This is a genomic window from Variovorax sp. FW305-3-2-15-B-LB1 (assembly GCF_058787635.1).
The window spans coordinates 155,700-170,997 of record NZ_JBYSZY010000001.1 but is presented as its reverse complement, the minus strand read 5'-3'; the positions used below and the strand labels follow the sequence as shown (position 1 = coordinate 170,997).

Here is a 15,298-nt window from a genome sequence, read left to right as displayed (position 1 = left end):
CTGGCATTGGGGCCGCCTGCCTGGGCAGGCGGCCATCCTGTCTAGAAGTTGCCGCGCAAGGTCACCATGGCGCTGCGCGGTTCGCCGTAGACATTGCCCCAGGCCGGCGCGCCGACGGTCTGGTAGTAGGTCTTGTCGAACAGGTTGTTCACGTTCAGCGCGGCCGACCAGTTGCGGTTGATCTGGTAGGAGACACGCGCGCTCCAGACCGCGTACGAGGCCTGCTCCAGCTTGATGGACCCCGTGGTGCGTGAACTCGCGGTCTGGAAGTTCACGCCGCCGCCCAGCGTCCAGGCGTTCAGCGCGCCGGGCAGTCGGTACTCGGTCCACACGCGCACCATGTGCTTGGGCGAATACGTGCTGGCGAAATCGATGCCGGCATTGGCCGTGTCGTTCAGGTACTTGAAGTGGTTGAACGTGTAACCCGCGAACACCTGCCACCCGCGGGCCACTTCGCCGCTGATCTCCGCGTCGAGTCCCTCGCTGCGCACCTTGCCGGTGGACACGGAGCAGTAGGTGCTCCTCGTGCAGACATTGACCAGGTCTTCCTGTGCCCGGTTGTTCTGGTCGAGTCGGAACAGCGCCAGCGAAGCGTTGACCTTGCCGTCGAGCAGCTCGCCCTTCAGGCCCGCCTCGTAGTTGCGGCCCTTGACGGGAGGCAGCCTGTCGCCGGCGGCGGTCATCGCGTTCTGTGGCTGGAAGATGTCGGCATAGCTCACGTACGCCGACCATTGCGGAGTCAGGGCGTAGATGAGTCCGCCATAGGGCGTCAGAACGCCGTTTTCGCGATAGGGCTCGGTCGCCGGGTCGCCGGTGATGCGGTCGCGATCGCTGGCCCGGTAGCGCGTGACACGGGCGCCGGCGACCAGCGTCAACGGGTCGCTGAGGCTCAGGCGTGCGACACCGTAGGCGCCCGATTGCGTGATGCGCGTCTCGGTGTCGCCGCCGCGGTAGCGCCTGGCGACGAAGGTCGCGTCGCTCGGCTCGGCGATCGCCGAGACCGGTGCGAAGACGTTGTTGGCAACGCCCGCCAGTTGCATCAGCGAGAAGTCGCTGTGGTTGAACATGCGTCCGGTGTTGGCGCCGAAGCTCACCGAATGCCTTCTGCCGAAGGCGTCGAACTTGCCGTCGACGGCGAGGTCGAGTGTCTTGTTGTCGGTCTTGAAATCGAACAGGCCGCCGTACATCACGTTGCCCGCCAGGGTCACCGGATTCACGGCACCCAGCGGGAAGGCGTACTTGATGTCCTGCTGCTCGCGCACGTAGCCGGCGGTGACCTTGAGCGACCAGTCGGCGTCGAAGCGGTGCGCGAGTTCGGCGAACGCCGAGGTCTGTGCGCTTTTCCAGCGGTTCCAGTCGGCCGCCAGGTAGGTCGACCGGCGCAGGTGCAGGTCGGCGCCGTTGCTGTAGCTCGGCAAGCCCTGGAAGAACGGGGTGGCGCGCAGTTTTTCGTGGCTGACGCCGAGGGTGAGCACGGTCTGCGGCCCGATGTCGGCGGCGAGCACGCCGTACAGCACGCCAGTGCGGCTCTTCGCGGTGTCGTAGAAGTAGTCGCGGTCGTTGCCGCTCGCGACGACGCGGCCGCGCAGCGTGCCGGCTTCGTTCAGGGGGCCGCTGGCATCGACCTCCGCGCGGTAGTTGTTCCATGAACCCGCGCTGGCCGAGAACTGCAATTGCTTGTCGGCCGTCGGACGCTTGCGCACCATGTTGATCGTGGCGCTGGGCGAGCCGGCCCCTTGCAGCAGGCCCGTGGCGCCGCGCACCACCTCCACGCGATCCAGCGTGGCGGCACTGCTCGTGAAGCTGTTGGCCTGGGGATAGTAGAAGGCGCGGTTCACCCCGTCGTACTGGTAGCTGTCCACGCGGAAGCCCCGGGAGTAGACATAGCGTCCGCCCATCGGGCTGTCGTACATCGTGATGCCCGTGGTCTGGGCCAGCACGTCGTCGATGGTGTGCAGGTTCTGGTCGTCCATCTTCTGGCGCGTGACCACCGTGACGGACTGGGGGATCTCCTTGAGCGTCTGCTCGCCCTTGCCGACGGTGACGATGCGGCTGGCATACGACCCCGAGCCCTCGGTGATCGCGCTGCGCTCGGCCTGCGCCGTGACGCGCACTTCACTGAGCAGGTTGCTCTGCGCGTCCGCGGGTGCGGCCGGTGGGGTCGCGCCCGGTGCCGGATGACGCAGCGTGTAGCCGCCGCCCGCGCGTGCGACCGCTTCGAGGCCGGTGCCCGCGAGCAATCGCGAAAAGCCGTCGCCGACCGCGTGGGTGCCGCGCAATCCACCGGTGCGGCGGCCTTCTGTCAGCGAGGGCTCGAAGGACAGCGTGACGCCGGCCTGTGCGGCGAAGCGAGACAGCGCCGGGCCCAGTGCGCCTGCGGGAATGTCGTAGGCCGCGGTGGCGGCTGCCGGCGGGTTCGCCTGTGCGGTCGCGGCGCCCGAAGCGGCGAGCGCGAAGGCCAGGCAGAGGGTTCTCACGCCGTGGGTCACGGCGCTCGGGCGCGCGGGCATGCAAAGGGAAAGTGGCCGCATGGGCGCGGTGCGGGAGGAGGGCAATGCCATGGTTCGGTGGTCCTGTTCTTGCCGTACTCGCAGCACGGCTCCATGGCTTGCCCGACCAGGCTTCAAAAAGGGACAGGAATCAGCGAAAAAATTTTCGATCTCAGGCCGGCGCCACCGTCACCCACCACCGCGTGCGCGTGAGCACCTGCACGGGCAGTGTGGTGGCCACCATCGACAGCACGTAGTCGGTATCGCGCAGCTGGAAGGCACCGGACAGGCGCAGGTTCGCCACCTCCGGGCTGCAGTGCAGCAGGCCGGGCCGGTAGCGCGACAGCTCGGCGCAGAAGTCGGCCAGGCGCATGTTCTCGGCGTAGAGCACGCCCTGTGTCCACGCCTGGCTCTCGGGCGAGACGGCGGTGAGGGCCGAGGCGCCCTGGGCGTTCAACACGGTCTGCCGACCGGCCGCAACGATCCCCGCAGGCGACGACGCGCCGCGCAAGGTGACCTCGACCGCGCCCTCGGTGACCGCCAGACGCACATCGGGCGATGCGGTCTCGTGCGCGTCGTCGCCCAGGCGCACGGTGAAGCGCGTGCCGAGCGCGCGCAGCCGGCCCTGCACCGTTTCCACGATGAAGGGGCGCGCGTCGGCCGCGGTCGTGACCCGGATGGCGCCCGCGCGCAGCCGTACCGTGCGCTGCGTGCCGTCGATGCGCACGTCGATCGCGCTGCCGGTGTCGAGCAGCACGCGGCTGCCGTCGGCCAGCCGCACCTCGCGCCGTTCACCGGTGGCGGTGGCGTGGTCGGCGGTCCAGCTGTCCCACGGCGCCAGGCGCCAGGCGAGCCAGGCGGCCGGCGCGGCAGTCGCCAGGACGGCCAGCGTGCGCAGTGCGGCCCTTCGGTTGCCGCGTGCCTGGCGCGCCAGCACCGGCACGCCGATGTTCGCCGGCACGGCGCCGAACTGTTGCGACAGGCGCTCGGCACGCTGCCATGCACGTTCGTGCGCCGGGTCCGCACGGCGCCAGGCCGCGCAGGCCGCGTGGTCCGCTTCGCCTGCCCGGCCGGAGTGCAGCCGCACCAGCCATTGCGCGGCCTCGCCCAGCGCGGCGCTGTCGGGTGCGGATGCCGGTGGCCGTGCGCTCATTCCACCAGCGCCAGGCAATGCGCGAAGCCCAGGGCCATGTGGCGCTTGACGGTGCGTTCGCTGACCGCCAGGCGCTGGGCGATCTGTGCGTAGGTCAGGCCTTCGAGCTGCGACAGCACGAAAGCCTCGCGCGCCTTGGGCGGCAGGCCGTCCAGCATCGCGTCGATGGCGTCCAGCGTCTGCAGCAATTGCAGGCGCTCTTCGGGCGACAGCGCCAGCGCCTCGGGCACCTGCGCGAGCGCATCGATGTACGCGCGCTCCAGTGCCTGCCGGCGCCAGTGTTCGCTGACCACGCCCTTGGCCAGCGTCGTCAGGTAGGCGCGCGGCTCCCGCAACGTGGGCAGCACCTGCGGTCGCAGCAGGACGCGAACGAAGGTGTCCTGCGCCAGGTCGGCGGCGCTGTGCGCACAGCCCAGGCGCCGGCGCAGCCACGTGCTGAGCCAGCCGTGATGCTCGGTGTAGAGCGCGTGCACGGTGTGGGTGTCGGCGGAAGGCATGAAGAGGGAAGGCGATGCAATTGAGAATTACTCTCATTTTAAGAGCATCGCGGCCTGGCGCGCTGAGCGCAGCGTTCGGCATGCTGCGCAGCGCAGCCAGACGCCGTCCCGGTACGGATCACGAATCCCGCAATCCGCAACCCCTCACCGCAACCCCGACTGCCGATCCGCCGCCTCCACCAGCTGCATCAACCCCGGCCCGATGGTGTCCAGCAGCTGCGCCTTTTTCCAACGAAACCCCGGCACCGCGCAGTTGAACAGCAGCCGGCGCGGCCCGTAGCGGATGCGTGCGGCCGCGCCCGCGGCGAGCACGCCGAAGCCTGAATCGCCCAGGTTGATGGCGAAGCCGCGCTTGCCGTAGTGCGTCACGCTCTCGCGCACGCCTTCGAGGCAGCGCGCGTGCTCGTCGGGCCGCTCGTGCTTCACGCGGGCCAGGAACTCCTGGCGTTCGCCCGCGGGCAGCTGCGCGAGCCACGCGCGGCCCATGGCGGTTTCGACGATGCCGCGCACGGCGCCCACGCCGGGGCGCTTGAGGGTGCCGCCCTCGTGGGCACACGTCTCCAGGTAGACCACGTCGAGGTCGCTGGTCACGCCGACCGACACCGCGCCCTCGACGCGGTCGGCCAGCTGCTGCATGGCCGGGCGCAGCAGGGCCAGCATGGGCGTGTTGATGACGTAGGGGTAGCACAGCGCCACGGCGGCGGGGCCGATGAAGTAGCGGTCCAGGCGTTCGTCGTGGTCCAGGAAACCCATGGTCAGCAGGGTGCGGCACAGGCGCGAGACGGTGGGGCGCGACAGGCCGAGCTTGGCCGCGAACTCGCTGTTGGCGTGCGCGCGCGGGTCGCCCACGAAGGTCTGCAGGATGAGCAGGCCCTTGGCCAGGGTGCCGGCGATGTACGGGTCTTCGTCCCGCACCCGGCGCAGGTCGTCGGAATGCTTCATGGGCTGGCGGCGATTCTGGACAGGGCGGGGCATGGGAGTGAATTGCAGTTTCAATGATTGAAATTCAGTGCCGGCAATTGTGGACCTGCTTCCTACAGTCGCGGCCACCATGATCCGAGACATCCCCCACTTCGAGGCCCTGCGGGCCGACATCCGCGCCTTCGTTCGCGAACGCTGGCATCCGCTGGAAGAGCAAGTCAGCCGCGACAACGACATCCCGCCCGACGTGGTCGACGAGCTGCGGCGCAAGGGCTACTTCGGCTGGAGCATTCCCGAGGCGTACGGCGGCCTGGGCCTCACGACCGAGGAACTGGTGCTGTGCGCGATGGAGCTGTCGCAGTCGTCGGTGGCGCTGCGCGCCCGCGTGGGCACCAACACGGGCATCGGCTCCGAAGCGCTGGTGGCCGACGGCACCCAGGCGCAGAAGCAGCGCTGGCTGCCGCGCATGGCCACGGGCGAGCTCACCGGCTGCCTGGCGCTCACGGAGCCCGAGGCCGGCTCGGAGGCGAGCAACGTGCAGACCACCGCGCGCCGCGAGGGCGAGCACTACGTGCTCAACGGCAGCAAGCGCTTCATCACCAACGCGCCGGTGGCCGACGTGTTCACCGTCATCGCCCGCACCGAAGACGGCACGAAGGGCAGCAAGGGCGTGTCGGCGTTCCTGGTCGAGCGCGGGCCGGGCCTGACGACGGGCGCGCCCTACCGCATGATGGGCCAGGCTGGCTCGTTCGTGTCGGACGTGCACTTCGACGAATGCCGCGTGCACGCCGACCAGCTCATCGGCGGGCGCGAGGGCATGGGCTTCCAGACGGTGATGAAGGTGCTCAACAAGCAGCGCCTGCACCTGGCGGCGCTGTGCACGGGGCCGGCGATCCGCATGCTGGACCTGGCCATGGCGCACACCAGCAGCCGCAACCAGTTCGGCCAGGCCGTGGCCGACTTCCAGCTGGTGCAGGCCATGATCGCCGACAGCCGCACCGAGATCTACGCGGCGCGTTCGATGATCCTCGAGGCGGCGCGTGCACGCGATCGCGGCGAAGACGTGGCCATGTCGGCCTCGATGTGCAAGTACTTCGCGTCGGAGATGTGCGGTCGCGTGGCCGACCGCGCGGTGCAGATGTTCGGCGGTTCGGGCTACGTGGCCGACTTCAGCCCCATCGAGCGCTACTACCGCGACGTGCGCCTGTTCCGCCTGTACGAGGGCACGAGCCAGATCCACCAGCTGAACATCGCCAAGCTGGCGCTGCGCGAGGCGGGCGCGCGATGAACGTGCGCACCGACCTCGCGGCACGGGTGCGCGACTTCGTCGAGCGGCATTGCATCCCGCTCGAATCGAATGCCCACGTGCACGACCTGCGGGCGATGGATGCGGCGCTGTCGCAGCTGCGCCCGGTCGCGCGCGAGCTGGGCCTGTACCTGCCGCAGATGCCGGTGGAGGAGGGCGGGCTGGGCCTGTCGTGGGTCGAGCGCGCGGCGGTGTTCGAGGAGGCCGGGCGCAGCTACCTGGGCCCGGCCGCGCTCAATTGCGCCGCGCCCGACCAGCCCAACATGATCAGCCTGCTGCGCCAGGGCACGCCCGCGCAACGGCAGCGCTACCTGCGGCCCTTGGCCGAGGGCCGCATCCGCTCGTGCTTCGCGATGACCGAGCCGGCGCCCGGCGCAGGCTCCGACCCGTCGATGCTGCGCACCACCGCGCGGCGCGAGGGTGATGGCTGGGTCATCGACGGCCACAAGTGGTTCATCACCGGTGCGGTGGGCGCGGCCTTCTGCATCGTGCTGGCGCAGACGGAAGAGGGGCCCACGCAGTTCATCGTGGACATGGAACACCCGGGCCTTTCGCTGGTGCGCGCCATCAAGGCCATCGACCCCTTCGCCGTCGGCGGCCACGGCGAGCTGTGCTTCACCGCCTGCCGCGTGGGCGCCGACGCGGTGCTGGGCGAGGTGGGCTCGGGCTTCGTGGCGGCGCAGCAGCGGCTGGAGCCGGCACGGCTGTCGCACTGCCTGCGGCTCATGGGCCGCGCGCGGCGCGCGCTCGAGATCGCGCAGGCCTATGTGAGCGAGCGCACGTCCTTCGGCGATCGGCTGGCCGACCTGCAGCAGATCCAGGCGATGGTGGCCGACTGCCACATCGACCTGCATGCGAGCCGGCTCATGAGCCTGGACTGCGCGCGCCGCATGGACGAGGGGCTGTCGGTGAAGACCGAGTCGGCGATGACGAAGGTCTTCGTGTCCGAGGCCCTGAACCGCGTGGCCGACCGCGCGGTGCAGATGTGCGGTGCGCTGGGCATGTCGGAAGACGCACCCATCGCCCTCATCGTGCGCGAGCTGCGGCCGTTTCGCATCTACGACGGCGCCTCCGAGCTGCACCGCGCCACGCTCGGGCGCCGCTTCCTCACGCACTGACACGTTGAAACACAGAGAAACTGGAGACTGACGATGACGTCCTTGATCAAGAAAATTTCGCACCTGGCTGCCGGCCTTGCATTCGGCCTGGCCGGCTCGCTGGCGATGGCTGCCTTCCCCGATCGCCCCGTGAAGCTGGTCGTGCCTTTCCCCGCCGGCGGCAGCACCGACCTGGTGGCGCGCGAGGTGGCGCTGGCGCTGGGCCATGCGCTGGGCCAGCCGGTCATCGTGGAGAACAAGCCCGGCGCCGGCAGCCTCATCGGCTCGGAGCTCGTGGCCAAGTCCGCGCCCGACGGCTACACGCTGCTCATGGCGGGCCTGACCAACATCTTCCTGCCTTACGTCCACAAGGGGCTCACCTGGAACCCGGTGGACGACTTCGTGCCCGTGGGCCTGGTGGCCGACCTGCCGAACGTGATCGCGGTCAACGCGAAGACGCCGTACCAGAAGCTGCCCGAGCTCATCGCCGCCGACAAGGCCAAGCCCGGCCAACTCGCCTTTGGCTCCGCGGGCCCGAGCACGCCCTCGCACCTAGTGTGCGAAATGATCAACCACCAGGCGGGCATCAAGATGCAGCACGTGCCCTACAAGGGGAACGCGCCGGCGGTGAACGACCTGATCGCCGGCCACATCCCGGTGATGTGCAACAACCTCGGCGGCACGCTGCCCTACATGAGCAGCGGGCAGATCCGCATCCTGGCGCAGACCGGCCGCACGCGCTCGCCCTCGGCGCCCGACGTGCCCACCTTCGCCGAACTGGGCCTGCAGGGCTTCGACAGCGGCCTGTGGGTGGGCATCGTCGCGCCCAAGGGCACGCCCGATGCCGTCATGCGTCCGCTGCGCGCGGCACTGGCCAAGGCCTTGCCCGCGGTGAAGGACAAGCTGGCCAAGCTGGGCGCAGCCGCGCTCGACCCGTCGCTGCCCGCCTACGGCCAACGCATCGCCGCCGACCGCAAGCTGTGGGACCCCGTGCTCAAGCGCGTCGACCTGAAGGGCAACTGATGGGCCAGCCTGCCGACCACGCGCCCCTGCACGGGGTGCGCATCCTCGACATGGCGACCGTGCTCGCCGCGCCGTTCTCGGCCACGCTGTGCGGCGACATGGGCGCCGACGTCGTCAAGCTCGAACTGCCGGGCGGCGGCGATCCGCTGCGCGGGCTCACGCCGGTGCACGAGGGCCATCCGCTGTTCTGGAAGACCGCGAACCGCGGCAAGAAGGGCATCTCGCTCGACGTGCGCAAGCCCGAGGGCCGCGCGCTGTTTCTGCAGCTCATCGCCGGCTTCGACGTGCTGGTGGAAAACTTCCGCACCGGCACGCTGGACGGCTGGGGCCTGGACATCGCCACGCTGCATGCGGCCAACCCGCGGCTCATCGTGCTGCGCCTCACGGGCTTCGGCCAGACCGGGCCGTATGCGCGCCGGCCGGGCTTTGCGCGCATCTTCGAAGCGATGAGCGGCTTCACGCACCTGACCGGCGAGCCCGATGGCCCGCCGCAGCACATGAACTATCCGCTGGGCGACGTGGTGGCGGGCCTGTTCGGCGCCTTCGCCATCAGCACCGCATTGGCAGAGCGCAACGCGCTGCCGCTCGTGCAGCAGCGCGGCGCCGAGATCGACCTGTCGGCCACGGAGGCGATGTCGCGCCTGCTCGATCCGCTGGCGGCCGAGCACCGCATCGGCGGTGTGGTGCGAGAGCGCACTGGCTCGCGCGCCACCTACACCGCGCCGTCCAACGTGTTCCGCGCGCTCGACGGCGTGTGGTTCGCGCTGGTGGGCACGGGCGGGCCGATCTTCGCGCGCATCTGCCGCGCGATCGACCGAGAAGACCTGCTCACCGACGTGCGCTTTGCCGACAACGCCGCGCGCATCCGTCACCTCGAGGCGCTGGACCGCATCATTGCCGACTGGTGCGGCAGTCTTCCATTCGCGGAACTGGCCGTGCGGCTGGACCGCGAAGACGTGCCCTACAGCAAGGTGTATTCGATCGCCGACCTGCGGGCCGACCCGCACATGCAGGCACGCGGCGCCTTCATCGATGTGCCCGACGAACAGTTCGGCACCGTGCCCGCGCCGGCGGCGGTGCCGCGCTTCGTGGGGCGCGAAGGCGTTCGCCCGGCCGCCACGGGGCCGCGCACGGGGCAGCACAACGCCGAGGTGTATGGCGCGCTGGGCCTGGGCGAGGCACAGCTCGAGGCACTGCGTGACGCGCAGGTGATCTGAAGCGCGCCTGCGCTTTCGCCTGCCCTGCGGGGTAGGCGTTTTGTCATGCCTGTCCCCGTGCCGTCGCGGGACACCTGACTCCCCCAGAAAAGGGCGCTCCGCTCATGTGCGAAAGCGGTGCGATTCCTACAGTCATCCCCATGCCGAACGCTTCTTCCCACGCCGGGAAGGCCAGCGGCTTCGGCCGGCCACGATCACCGGGGACACCGCATGGAACCGCTCGAAGTTCTGCCGAGAACCGCCCTGAGCCTGCTGCGCGAAGACGCCGGCATGTCGTTCATGGAGGTTGCGCTGATCGGTGCGCTGGTGATGGTTGTGGCCATTTTGCTGGTGCTCGCCCTGCGGCGCAGTGCCTGAACACGGGGAGCCCGCCATGCAGGAATTCAACGCTGTTCTCGAACTGCTCGCGATGCTGGCCACCGACATCCGCATGCTGGCGCTCTTCGCGCTGCTCGGCGTGGCGGCTGTCAGCGACTGGCGCTCTTATCGCATTCCCAACTGGCTGACCTTCGGCGGCGCGTGCTTCGCCCTCATCTACGGAACGATGGCGGCACGCACGCCGGCGTCGGGCGCGGCGAGTGCATTCGGTGGCCTGGCCGTGGGCTTCGCCGCGATGCTGCCGTTCTATGCGCTCGGGATCATGGGCGCCGGCGACGTCAAGCTGATGGCGATGACCGGGGCCTTCCTGGGGCCCCAGCAGACGCTGATGGCCTTGCTCTTCACTTTCATCGCGGGCGGCGTCGCGGCGCTGGCCTTCGCGATCCATCGCCGCCGCCTGGTCCACATGCTTGGCAACGTCAAGGCCACAGCGCAGGGCATGGTCATTTCCACCATCGCAGGCATGCGGCCCGACGGGCGCCTGCAGGCGGGCCAGTCCGTGGGCAAGTTGCCCTACGGCGTCTGCATCGCGGCGGGCACGGTGGTCCAAGTGCTGGCGCACCAGCTGGGCTTTGTCTAGCTCCTACATGTTTCACCCCTGGCGGAGGTTCGTATGAAGAACATCAAGGCGATCGGGCTGATCTTTCTGGCCCTGCTGTTCGGGCTGGCGGCCGCGGTCTACGCGACCGGCTGGATCTCCCGACAAAGTGGCATCGCGTCCAACAAGGTCGTGGTGGCCGCCGTCGACATCGACCTGGGCAGCCGCGTCAATGCGCAGATGCTGTCCACGGTCGACTGGCCCAGCGGCTCGGTGCCGAACGGCTCCTTCAGCGACATCAAGGCGCTGAACGACCGCGTGGTGAAGGTCGGCGTGCTGCGCGGCGAGGCGCTCATGGAGGGCAAGCTGGCGCCGGTGGGCACGCAGGGCGGGCTGTCGGCAGTGATCGCCAGCGGCAAGCGGGCCATGACGGTGCGCGTCAATGACGTCGTCGGCGTGGCGGGCTTCGCGCTGCCGGGCAACTACGTCGACGTGATGGTCAACGCCCAACAGGACAAAGGGCGCGGCGAAGACGCGCTGCAGATCAGCAAGACCGTGCTCGAGAAGGTGCTGGTGCTGGCGGTGGCCCAGGAGGCCAACCGCGACGACACCAAGCCGAAGGTCGTGAGCGCGGTGACGCTCGAGCTCTCGCTCGAAGACTCCGAGAAGCTCGACCTGGCGCGCAGCGTGGGCACCCTGTCGCTCGTGCTGCGCAACCAGATGGACAAGACCACGGTCGCCACCCTGGGCATCACCAAGGGGCAGCTGTTCGGCGAGAAGAAGGACATCGTGCCGGTCTCCACCGCGGCGGCTCCGGATCGCCCGCGGGTGCGGCTGGCAGGTCCCGCCACGCCGCGAGCCACCGAATGCGTGGAGGTGATCCAGAGCGCCGCCCGTTCGGTCACCTGTTTCTGATCGTCCATCAGGAGGAACACCAAGTGCGCCCACTCACAACAACCATCGCCCGTCTGCTGGCGACCCTCGCGACAGTGGCGACCCCCGCCATGGCCGCGGAGGTCGTGGCAGCCGCCCCGGCCACGGCCGTCGCCATGCCTGCGCCTGCTGCAACCGCTGCAGCAGCAACTGTTGCGGCAGCACCCGCAGCCCCGGCCAGCCGGCGCTGCACTGCCATCATCCCGGACTCCGAGCCGACCTATGCCGTGCTCGGCAAGTCGGTGGTCATTCCGTTGAAGGCGCGCGTGGTGCGCATCGTGTTCGGCGGACAGCCGCAGGGCCGGGCGACCGCGCCAGCAGCACCGGCGCAGCCCGGAGCAGCGATGCCGGCGCCCAATGCGAACGTGGGCGACGGCGTAGCTGACATCGAGGTCACGCTGCTGAGTCCGACCGACCTGTTCTTCCGCGGCCGCCAGGCCGGCTCGATGAACGTGGTGCTGCAAAGTGCCGACGGCACCTGCTACATCAAGGATGTGGTCGTTACCGTCGACCCCGGGGCGCTGCAGTCCAAGCTGGCGGAACTGATGCCGGAAGAGAGCCGCATCCGAGTGCGCAGCGCGGAAAAATCCATTGTGCTCACCGGCGAGATCAGCGACGCGCTCAAGCTCGATGACGTGATGAGTCTGGCCTCGGCCTACGGCGCCGACGGCAAGAAGGTGGTGAACCTGCTGCGTGTCACTGCGCCACAGCAGGTCATGCTCGAAGTGAAGATCGCCGAGATCAGCAAGAACTTGCTGGACCGCCTTGGCGCACGCGTCGGGCTGGCCCGCTCCGGTAACGGTGGTCTCAACAGCTATTCGCTGATCTCCAATTTCCTGAGCGGCGGTGGCGGCCTGATCGAGGCGTTGAGGATCGGTCGCACGTCGATCTCCATCGACGGCCAGAAGGACGACGGCCTGGTGCGCATCCTGGCGGAGCCCAACATCATGGCCATCAGCGGCCAGCAGGCGAGCTTCCTGTCGGGCGGCAAGATCTTCATTCCGGTGGCGCAGAGCTCCTCCAGCGGCAATGGCACGAACATCACGCTGGAAGAAAAGGAGTTCGGCATCGGGGTCAAGTTCACCCCGACCGTGCTCAACGGCGGCCGCGTCAATCTCAAGATGGTCTCGGAGGTGTCGGACCTGTCGCAAACCGGCTCGCCTTTCACCACCATCGGCGGCGTGACCGCCGTGCTGCCATCGCTCACGGTGCGCCGTGCCGACACCACCGTGCAACTCAACGACGGGCAGAGCTTCGTCATCGCAGGGCTCATCAAGAGCAACGTCACGGAGTCCATCAAGCGCTATCCCGGATTGGGCGAAGTGCCGGTGATGGGGGCGTTGTTCCGCAGCACGGAGTTCCAGAACGACCAGACCGAGCTGATGTTCGTGATCACGCCCCGCCTGGTCCGGCCGCTGGCCGAGTCGCCTCGCCTGCCGACCGACAACCACGTCGTTCCCAGCCGTGCGGAGGTTTATCTGAACGGCAGCCTCGAAAGCGCCACCCCGGCACCGGCCGCACCGGCCACCAATACCCAGTGAGGAGCATCACCATGTTCATCAAGTCGACGACTCTCGCATTGACGCTGCTCCTGGGCACCGGATGCTCCCACGTCACTCCCAACTACGACGCGCGCTTCGGCGACGCGGTGCGCGACGCGAAAAGGAAGATGACGATCAATCCCGATGCCGGCAAGGACGGCAATCCGGTGGCGGGCATGGACGGCCGGGCGGCACGGGAGTCGATGGTGCAGTACCAGAAGTCCTACAAGGCGCCGCCGCCGGCGGTGAACGTCATCAACATCGGTGGCGGGATTGGTGGTGGAGATAACGGCGGAGGGGGTCGTTAGGCGGCCCTCGAACGATTCTTGAATTCGATCAGAAAGGAGTTGCCACGCAAAGATAGAAGTCACTCAACCCAAGAACCAATGCAAGATTTTTCTGTTTTCTTACTGCAATTCAAAGGTGAAAAAAATGAACCAACTTTTTGTCCGTGCCGGCAACTTCATGTCCTCGTTCGTCAAGGAAGAGGATGGTGCTCAAGTGATCGAGTACGCGCTCATCATCGCAGTCGTGTCGATCGCCCTGGTCATTGCACTGCAGGGCCTGACCACCGGAGGTTATTTCACAACCTTCATCAACCGCGTGGCCGCTTGCCTCCAGGGCAACATGGGCGTCTGCAACCCTTAAGCCCGGCAATCGCATCTATTGGAACGATGGCTATGGCGGTGGCGGTGGCGGGGCCGGCTTGTCCGTTGCCCGCCGCCGCCCAGTACAAAGCGAGGTACTCATCATGTTCAAGTCATTCTTGCGGGATGAGAGCGGCGCCCAAGTGATGGAGTACGCGCTGGTCATTGCCGTGATCTCGATCCTGCTGGCCATCGAGTTGCGGCCATTGGTGACGGACACCAACCTCAGCAATGTTGTCGATCTCGTCCGCACCTGCCTTGGCGGCGTGACATGTGGCTGAAGCACAGAGCTTTTTCGAACCGCCACCCACACACAGGAAGCCGATCATGAAAGTCCACACTTCCGGCCACAGCCAAGGCGGCGCGGTAATCGTCACCGTCGCTCTGGTCCTGCTGTTCCTCCTCGGGTTCATGGGCATCGCACTGGACTTCGGTCGCCTCTTCATCGTGAAAACGGAGTTGCAGACCGCCATGGACAGTTGTGCCCTGTCTGCCGCGCAGGAGCTCGACGGCGCCAGCGATGCGTTGACGCGTGCCACCAGCGCAGGAAAGACCGCGGCCGATCTCAACAAGATCAATTTTCAAGGTGGGGCGACCGGCATCGCCCAGACCGATATCGTGTTCAGCGACTCGCTGATCGGCACCTACAGCCATACCTTTACGCCCATAGCGAATGCCAGGTACGCCAAGTGCCTGCATACGAAGTCGGGCATCGCGCCTTGGATTCTCAATGCCCTGGGCGCGTTCAGCGGAAGTGCTACTTATGGGGCATCGCACAGCGTGGCCGCAGTCGCCGTTGCCACCAGGGCTCCGTCCCAGTCCAATTGCCTCATTCCCGTCGGTATCTGCCAAAAATCCACCGCCCCCGGCTGGGGGTTCACGCGGGGGGAATGGGTCGAGGGCGTGACCAATGACAACGACGATGTGGAGTCCGGTCAGTTCCACTGGGTGGATTTCACCGGCAGCGGCGGCGGGGCGCGCGAGATCAAGGATCTCCTGACCAGCAGTGGGCAATGCGGTCTTCCCGGTATGGGTACAAACGTCGGCAAGGCAGGCAAGACCAATGGAGCGGTTGCCGCGTGGAATACCCGCTTCGGCATCTATCAGGGCAGCCTCAACGCCGCGACTGCCATTCCCGATCAGACCGGGTACGCCTGGTATGCCGACAGCTCTGCCGACGTGAAGCCAGGCAGGTATGACGACCTCGGCTCGAACGGATTTACTGCCAAGCGCAATTCATTCGCGCCTTACGAAGGGGACAACAAGAACCCCGACACCAAGAACCTCAAGACTCAGGGAAATTTCAATGCCACCGACTACACCAAGGGTGCCAATCGACGTGTGGTCACGACCGCGGTGGTCGACTGCCCGTCGATCACGCTCAAGGGTTTCGGCTGCATGCTGATGCTGCATCCGCTGGAAAAGAATGCGAGCGGAAAGAAGTCGAAGATGTGGCTCGAGTTCATTGGCGATGCGACGCTCGCCGGCAGTCCATGCGCCACCGCGGGTTTGGCCGGCGGCACAAACGGACCCAGGGTCCCGACGCTCGTTCAGTAGG

General features: G+C 67.8%; 16 protein-coding genes. 12 read left to right on the top strand and 4 right to left on the bottom strand.

What is annotated here, in order from left to right:
- Positions 1–41 precede the first annotated feature (41 nt).
- The 4 genes from AC3WQR_RS00740 to AC3WQR_RS00725 all read right to left on the bottom strand — a co-directional run bounded on the left by AC3WQR_RS00740 (position 42) and on the right by AC3WQR_RS00725 (position 5,081).
- Positions 42–2,561, bottom strand: coding sequence for a TonB-dependent siderophore receptor (locus tag AC3WQR_RS00740; protein WP_492740910.1), 2,520 nt, complete (start codon positions 2,559–2,561; stop codon positions 42–44).
- 100 nt (positions 2,562–2,661) lie between these two features.
- The gene (locus tag AC3WQR_RS00735; protein WP_492740909.1) at positions 2,662–3,642 is read right to left on the bottom strand and encodes a FecR domain-containing protein; all 981 of its coding nucleotides are present in this window, start codon (positions 3,640–3,642) and stop codon (positions 2,662–2,664) included.
- Positions 3,639–4,139, bottom strand: a complete 501-nt coding sequence (locus AC3WQR_RS00730) for a sigma-70 family RNA polymerase sigma factor (protein ID WP_492740908.1) — start codon at positions 4,137–4,139, stop codon at positions 3,639–3,641. The genes AC3WQR_RS00735 and AC3WQR_RS00730 overlap by 4 nt, the downstream gene beginning before the upstream one ends.
- A gap of 144 nt (positions 4,140–4,283) precedes the next feature.
- The gene (locus AC3WQR_RS00725) at positions 4,284–5,081 is read right to left on the bottom strand and encodes an IclR family transcriptional regulator (RefSeq protein ID WP_307693268.1); all 798 of its coding nucleotides are present in this window, start codon (positions 5,079–5,081) and stop codon (positions 4,284–4,286) included.
- A gap of 109 nt (positions 5,082–5,190) precedes the next feature.
- On the opposite strand from AC3WQR_RS00725, the gene AC3WQR_RS00720 reads away from it, so the two are divergent.
- The 12 genes from AC3WQR_RS00720 (at position 5,191) to AC3WQR_RS00665 (ending at position 15,297) form a co-directional block, all read left to right on the top strand.
- Entirely contained in the window at positions 5,191–6,348 is a 1,158-nt protein-coding gene (locus tag AC3WQR_RS00720) for an acyl-CoA dehydrogenase family protein (RefSeq protein WP_492740907.1), read from the top strand.
- Positions 6,345–7,484: an acyl-CoA dehydrogenase family protein gene (locus AC3WQR_RS00715; RefSeq protein WP_492740906.1), complete on the top strand. Its 1,140-nt coding sequence runs from the start codon at positions 6,345–6,347 to the stop codon at positions 7,482–7,484. The genes AC3WQR_RS00720 and AC3WQR_RS00715 overlap by 4 nt, the downstream gene beginning before the upstream one ends.
- A gap of 33 nt (positions 7,485–7,517) precedes the next feature.
- Positions 7,518–8,486, top strand: coding sequence for a Bug family tripartite tricarboxylate transporter substrate binding protein (locus tag AC3WQR_RS00710; RefSeq protein ID WP_492740905.1), 969 nt, complete (start codon positions 7,518–7,520; stop codon positions 8,484–8,486).
- Complete coding sequence (locus tag AC3WQR_RS00705; protein ID WP_492740904.1) at positions 8,486–9,703, top strand: CaiB/BaiF CoA transferase family protein; 1,218 nt, start codon at positions 8,486–8,488, stop codon at positions 9,701–9,703. The genes AC3WQR_RS00710 and AC3WQR_RS00705 overlap by 1 nt, the downstream gene beginning before the upstream one ends.
- A 210-nt stretch (positions 9,704–9,913) precedes the next feature.
- On the top strand, positions 9,914–10,060 hold the full coding sequence (locus tag AC3WQR_RS00700) for a hypothetical protein (RefSeq protein ID WP_167395048.1): 147 nt from the start codon (positions 9,914–9,916) through the stop codon (positions 10,058–10,060).
- A 16-nt stretch (positions 10,061–10,076) separates the two neighbouring features.
- Positions 10,077–10,661: an A24 family peptidase gene (locus AC3WQR_RS00695; RefSeq protein ID WP_492740903.1), complete on the top strand. Its 585-nt coding sequence runs from the start codon at positions 10,077–10,079 to the stop codon at positions 10,659–10,661.
- A gap of 33 nt (positions 10,662–10,694) precedes the next feature.
- A complete protein-coding gene (cpaB, locus tag AC3WQR_RS00690) occupies positions 10,695–11,534 on the top strand; it encodes a Flp pilus assembly protein CpaB (RefSeq protein ID WP_139702494.1) in 840 nt (279 codons plus the stop codon).
- A gap of 89 nt (positions 11,535–11,623) precedes the next feature.
- Positions 11,624–13,093: a type II and III secretion system protein family protein gene (locus tag AC3WQR_RS00685; RefSeq protein WP_260685014.1), complete on the top strand. Its 1,470-nt coding sequence runs from the start codon at positions 11,624–11,626 to the stop codon at positions 13,091–13,093.
- An 11-nt stretch (positions 13,094–13,104) separates the two neighbouring features.
- Positions 13,105–13,401 carry a hypothetical protein gene (locus AC3WQR_RS00680; protein ID WP_062474152.1) on the top strand — a complete coding sequence of 99 codons (297 nt, stop codon included), beginning with the start codon at positions 13,105–13,107 and terminating at the stop codon, positions 13,399–13,401.
- 124 nt (positions 13,402–13,525) lie between these two features.
- The gene (locus AC3WQR_RS00675) at positions 13,526–13,741 is read left to right on the top strand and encodes a Flp family type IVb pilin (protein ID WP_062474154.1); all 216 of its coding nucleotides are present in this window, start codon (positions 13,526–13,528) and stop codon (positions 13,739–13,741) included.
- A gap of 103 nt (positions 13,742–13,844) precedes the next feature.
- Positions 13,845–14,021, top strand: coding sequence for a Flp family type IVb pilin (locus tag AC3WQR_RS00670; RefSeq protein WP_062474156.1), 177 nt, complete (start codon positions 13,845–13,847; stop codon positions 14,019–14,021).
- A gap of 46 nt (positions 14,022–14,067) precedes the next feature.
- The gene (locus tag AC3WQR_RS00665) at positions 14,068–15,297 is read left to right on the top strand and encodes a pilus assembly protein TadG-related protein (protein ID WP_492740902.1); all 1,230 of its coding nucleotides are present in this window, start codon (positions 14,068–14,070) and stop codon (positions 15,295–15,297) included.
- The last annotated feature ends 1 nt before the right edge of the window (position 15,298 follow it).

What these genes read in the sequence shown, in the direction of transcription:
- AC3WQR_RS00685 (WP_260685014.1), top strand. Translation starts at nt 11,624, where the DNA reads ATGGCCGCGGAGGTCGTGGCAGCCGCCCCGGCCACGGCCGTCGCCATG.
- AC3WQR_RS00730 (WP_492740908.1), bottom strand. Translation starts at nt 4,139, where the DNA reads ATGCCTTCCGCCGACACCCACACCGTGCACGCGCTCTACACCGAGCAT.
- AC3WQR_RS00675 (WP_062474154.1), top strand. Translation starts at nt 13,526, where the DNA reads ATGAACCAACTTTTTGTCCGTGCCGGCAACTTCATGTCCTCGTTCGTC.
- AC3WQR_RS00680 (WP_062474152.1), top strand. Translation starts at nt 13,105, where the DNA reads ATGTTCATCAAGTCGACGACTCTCGCATTGACGCTGCTCCTGGGCACC.
- AC3WQR_RS00735 (WP_492740909.1), bottom strand. Translation starts at nt 3,642, where the DNA reads ATGAGCGCACGGCCACCGGCATCCGCACCCGACAGCGCCGCGCTGGGC.
- AC3WQR_RS00725 (WP_307693268.1), bottom strand. Translation starts at nt 5,081, where the DNA reads ATGAAGCATTCCGACGACCTGCGCCGGGTGCGGGACGAAGACCCGTAC.
- AC3WQR_RS00670 (WP_062474156.1), top strand. Translation starts at nt 13,845, where the DNA reads ATGTTCAAGTCATTCTTGCGGGATGAGAGCGGCGCCCAAGTGATGGAG.
- AC3WQR_RS00705 (WP_492740904.1), top strand. Translation starts at nt 8,486, where the DNA reads ATGGGCCAGCCTGCCGACCACGCGCCCCTGCACGGGGTGCGCATCCTC.
- AC3WQR_RS00740 (WP_492740910.1), bottom strand. Translation starts at nt 2,561, where the DNA reads ATGGCATTGCCCTCCTCCCGCACCGCGCCCATGCGGCCACTTTCCCTT.
- AC3WQR_RS00720 (WP_492740907.1), top strand. Translation starts at nt 5,191, where the DNA reads ATGATCCGAGACATCCCCCACTTCGAGGCCCTGCGGGCCGACATCCGC.
- AC3WQR_RS00695 (WP_492740903.1), top strand. Translation starts at nt 10,077, where the DNA reads ATGCAGGAATTCAACGCTGTTCTCGAACTGCTCGCGATGCTGGCCACC.
- AC3WQR_RS00665 (WP_492740902.1), top strand. Translation starts at nt 14,068, where the DNA reads ATGAAAGTCCACACTTCCGGCCACAGCCAAGGCGGCGCGGTAATCGTC.
- AC3WQR_RS00715 (WP_492740906.1), top strand. Translation starts at nt 6,345, where the DNA reads ATGAACGTGCGCACCGACCTCGCGGCACGGGTGCGCGACTTCGTCGAG.
- cpaB (WP_139702494.1), top strand. Translation starts at nt 10,695, where the DNA reads ATGAAGAACATCAAGGCGATCGGGCTGATCTTTCTGGCCCTGCTGTTC.
- AC3WQR_RS00700 (WP_167395048.1), top strand. Translation starts at nt 9,914, where the DNA reads ATGGAACCGCTCGAAGTTCTGCCGAGAACCGCCCTGAGCCTGCTGCGC.
- AC3WQR_RS00710 (WP_492740905.1), top strand. Translation starts at nt 7,518, where the DNA reads ATGACGTCCTTGATCAAGAAAATTTCGCACCTGGCTGCCGGCCTTGCA.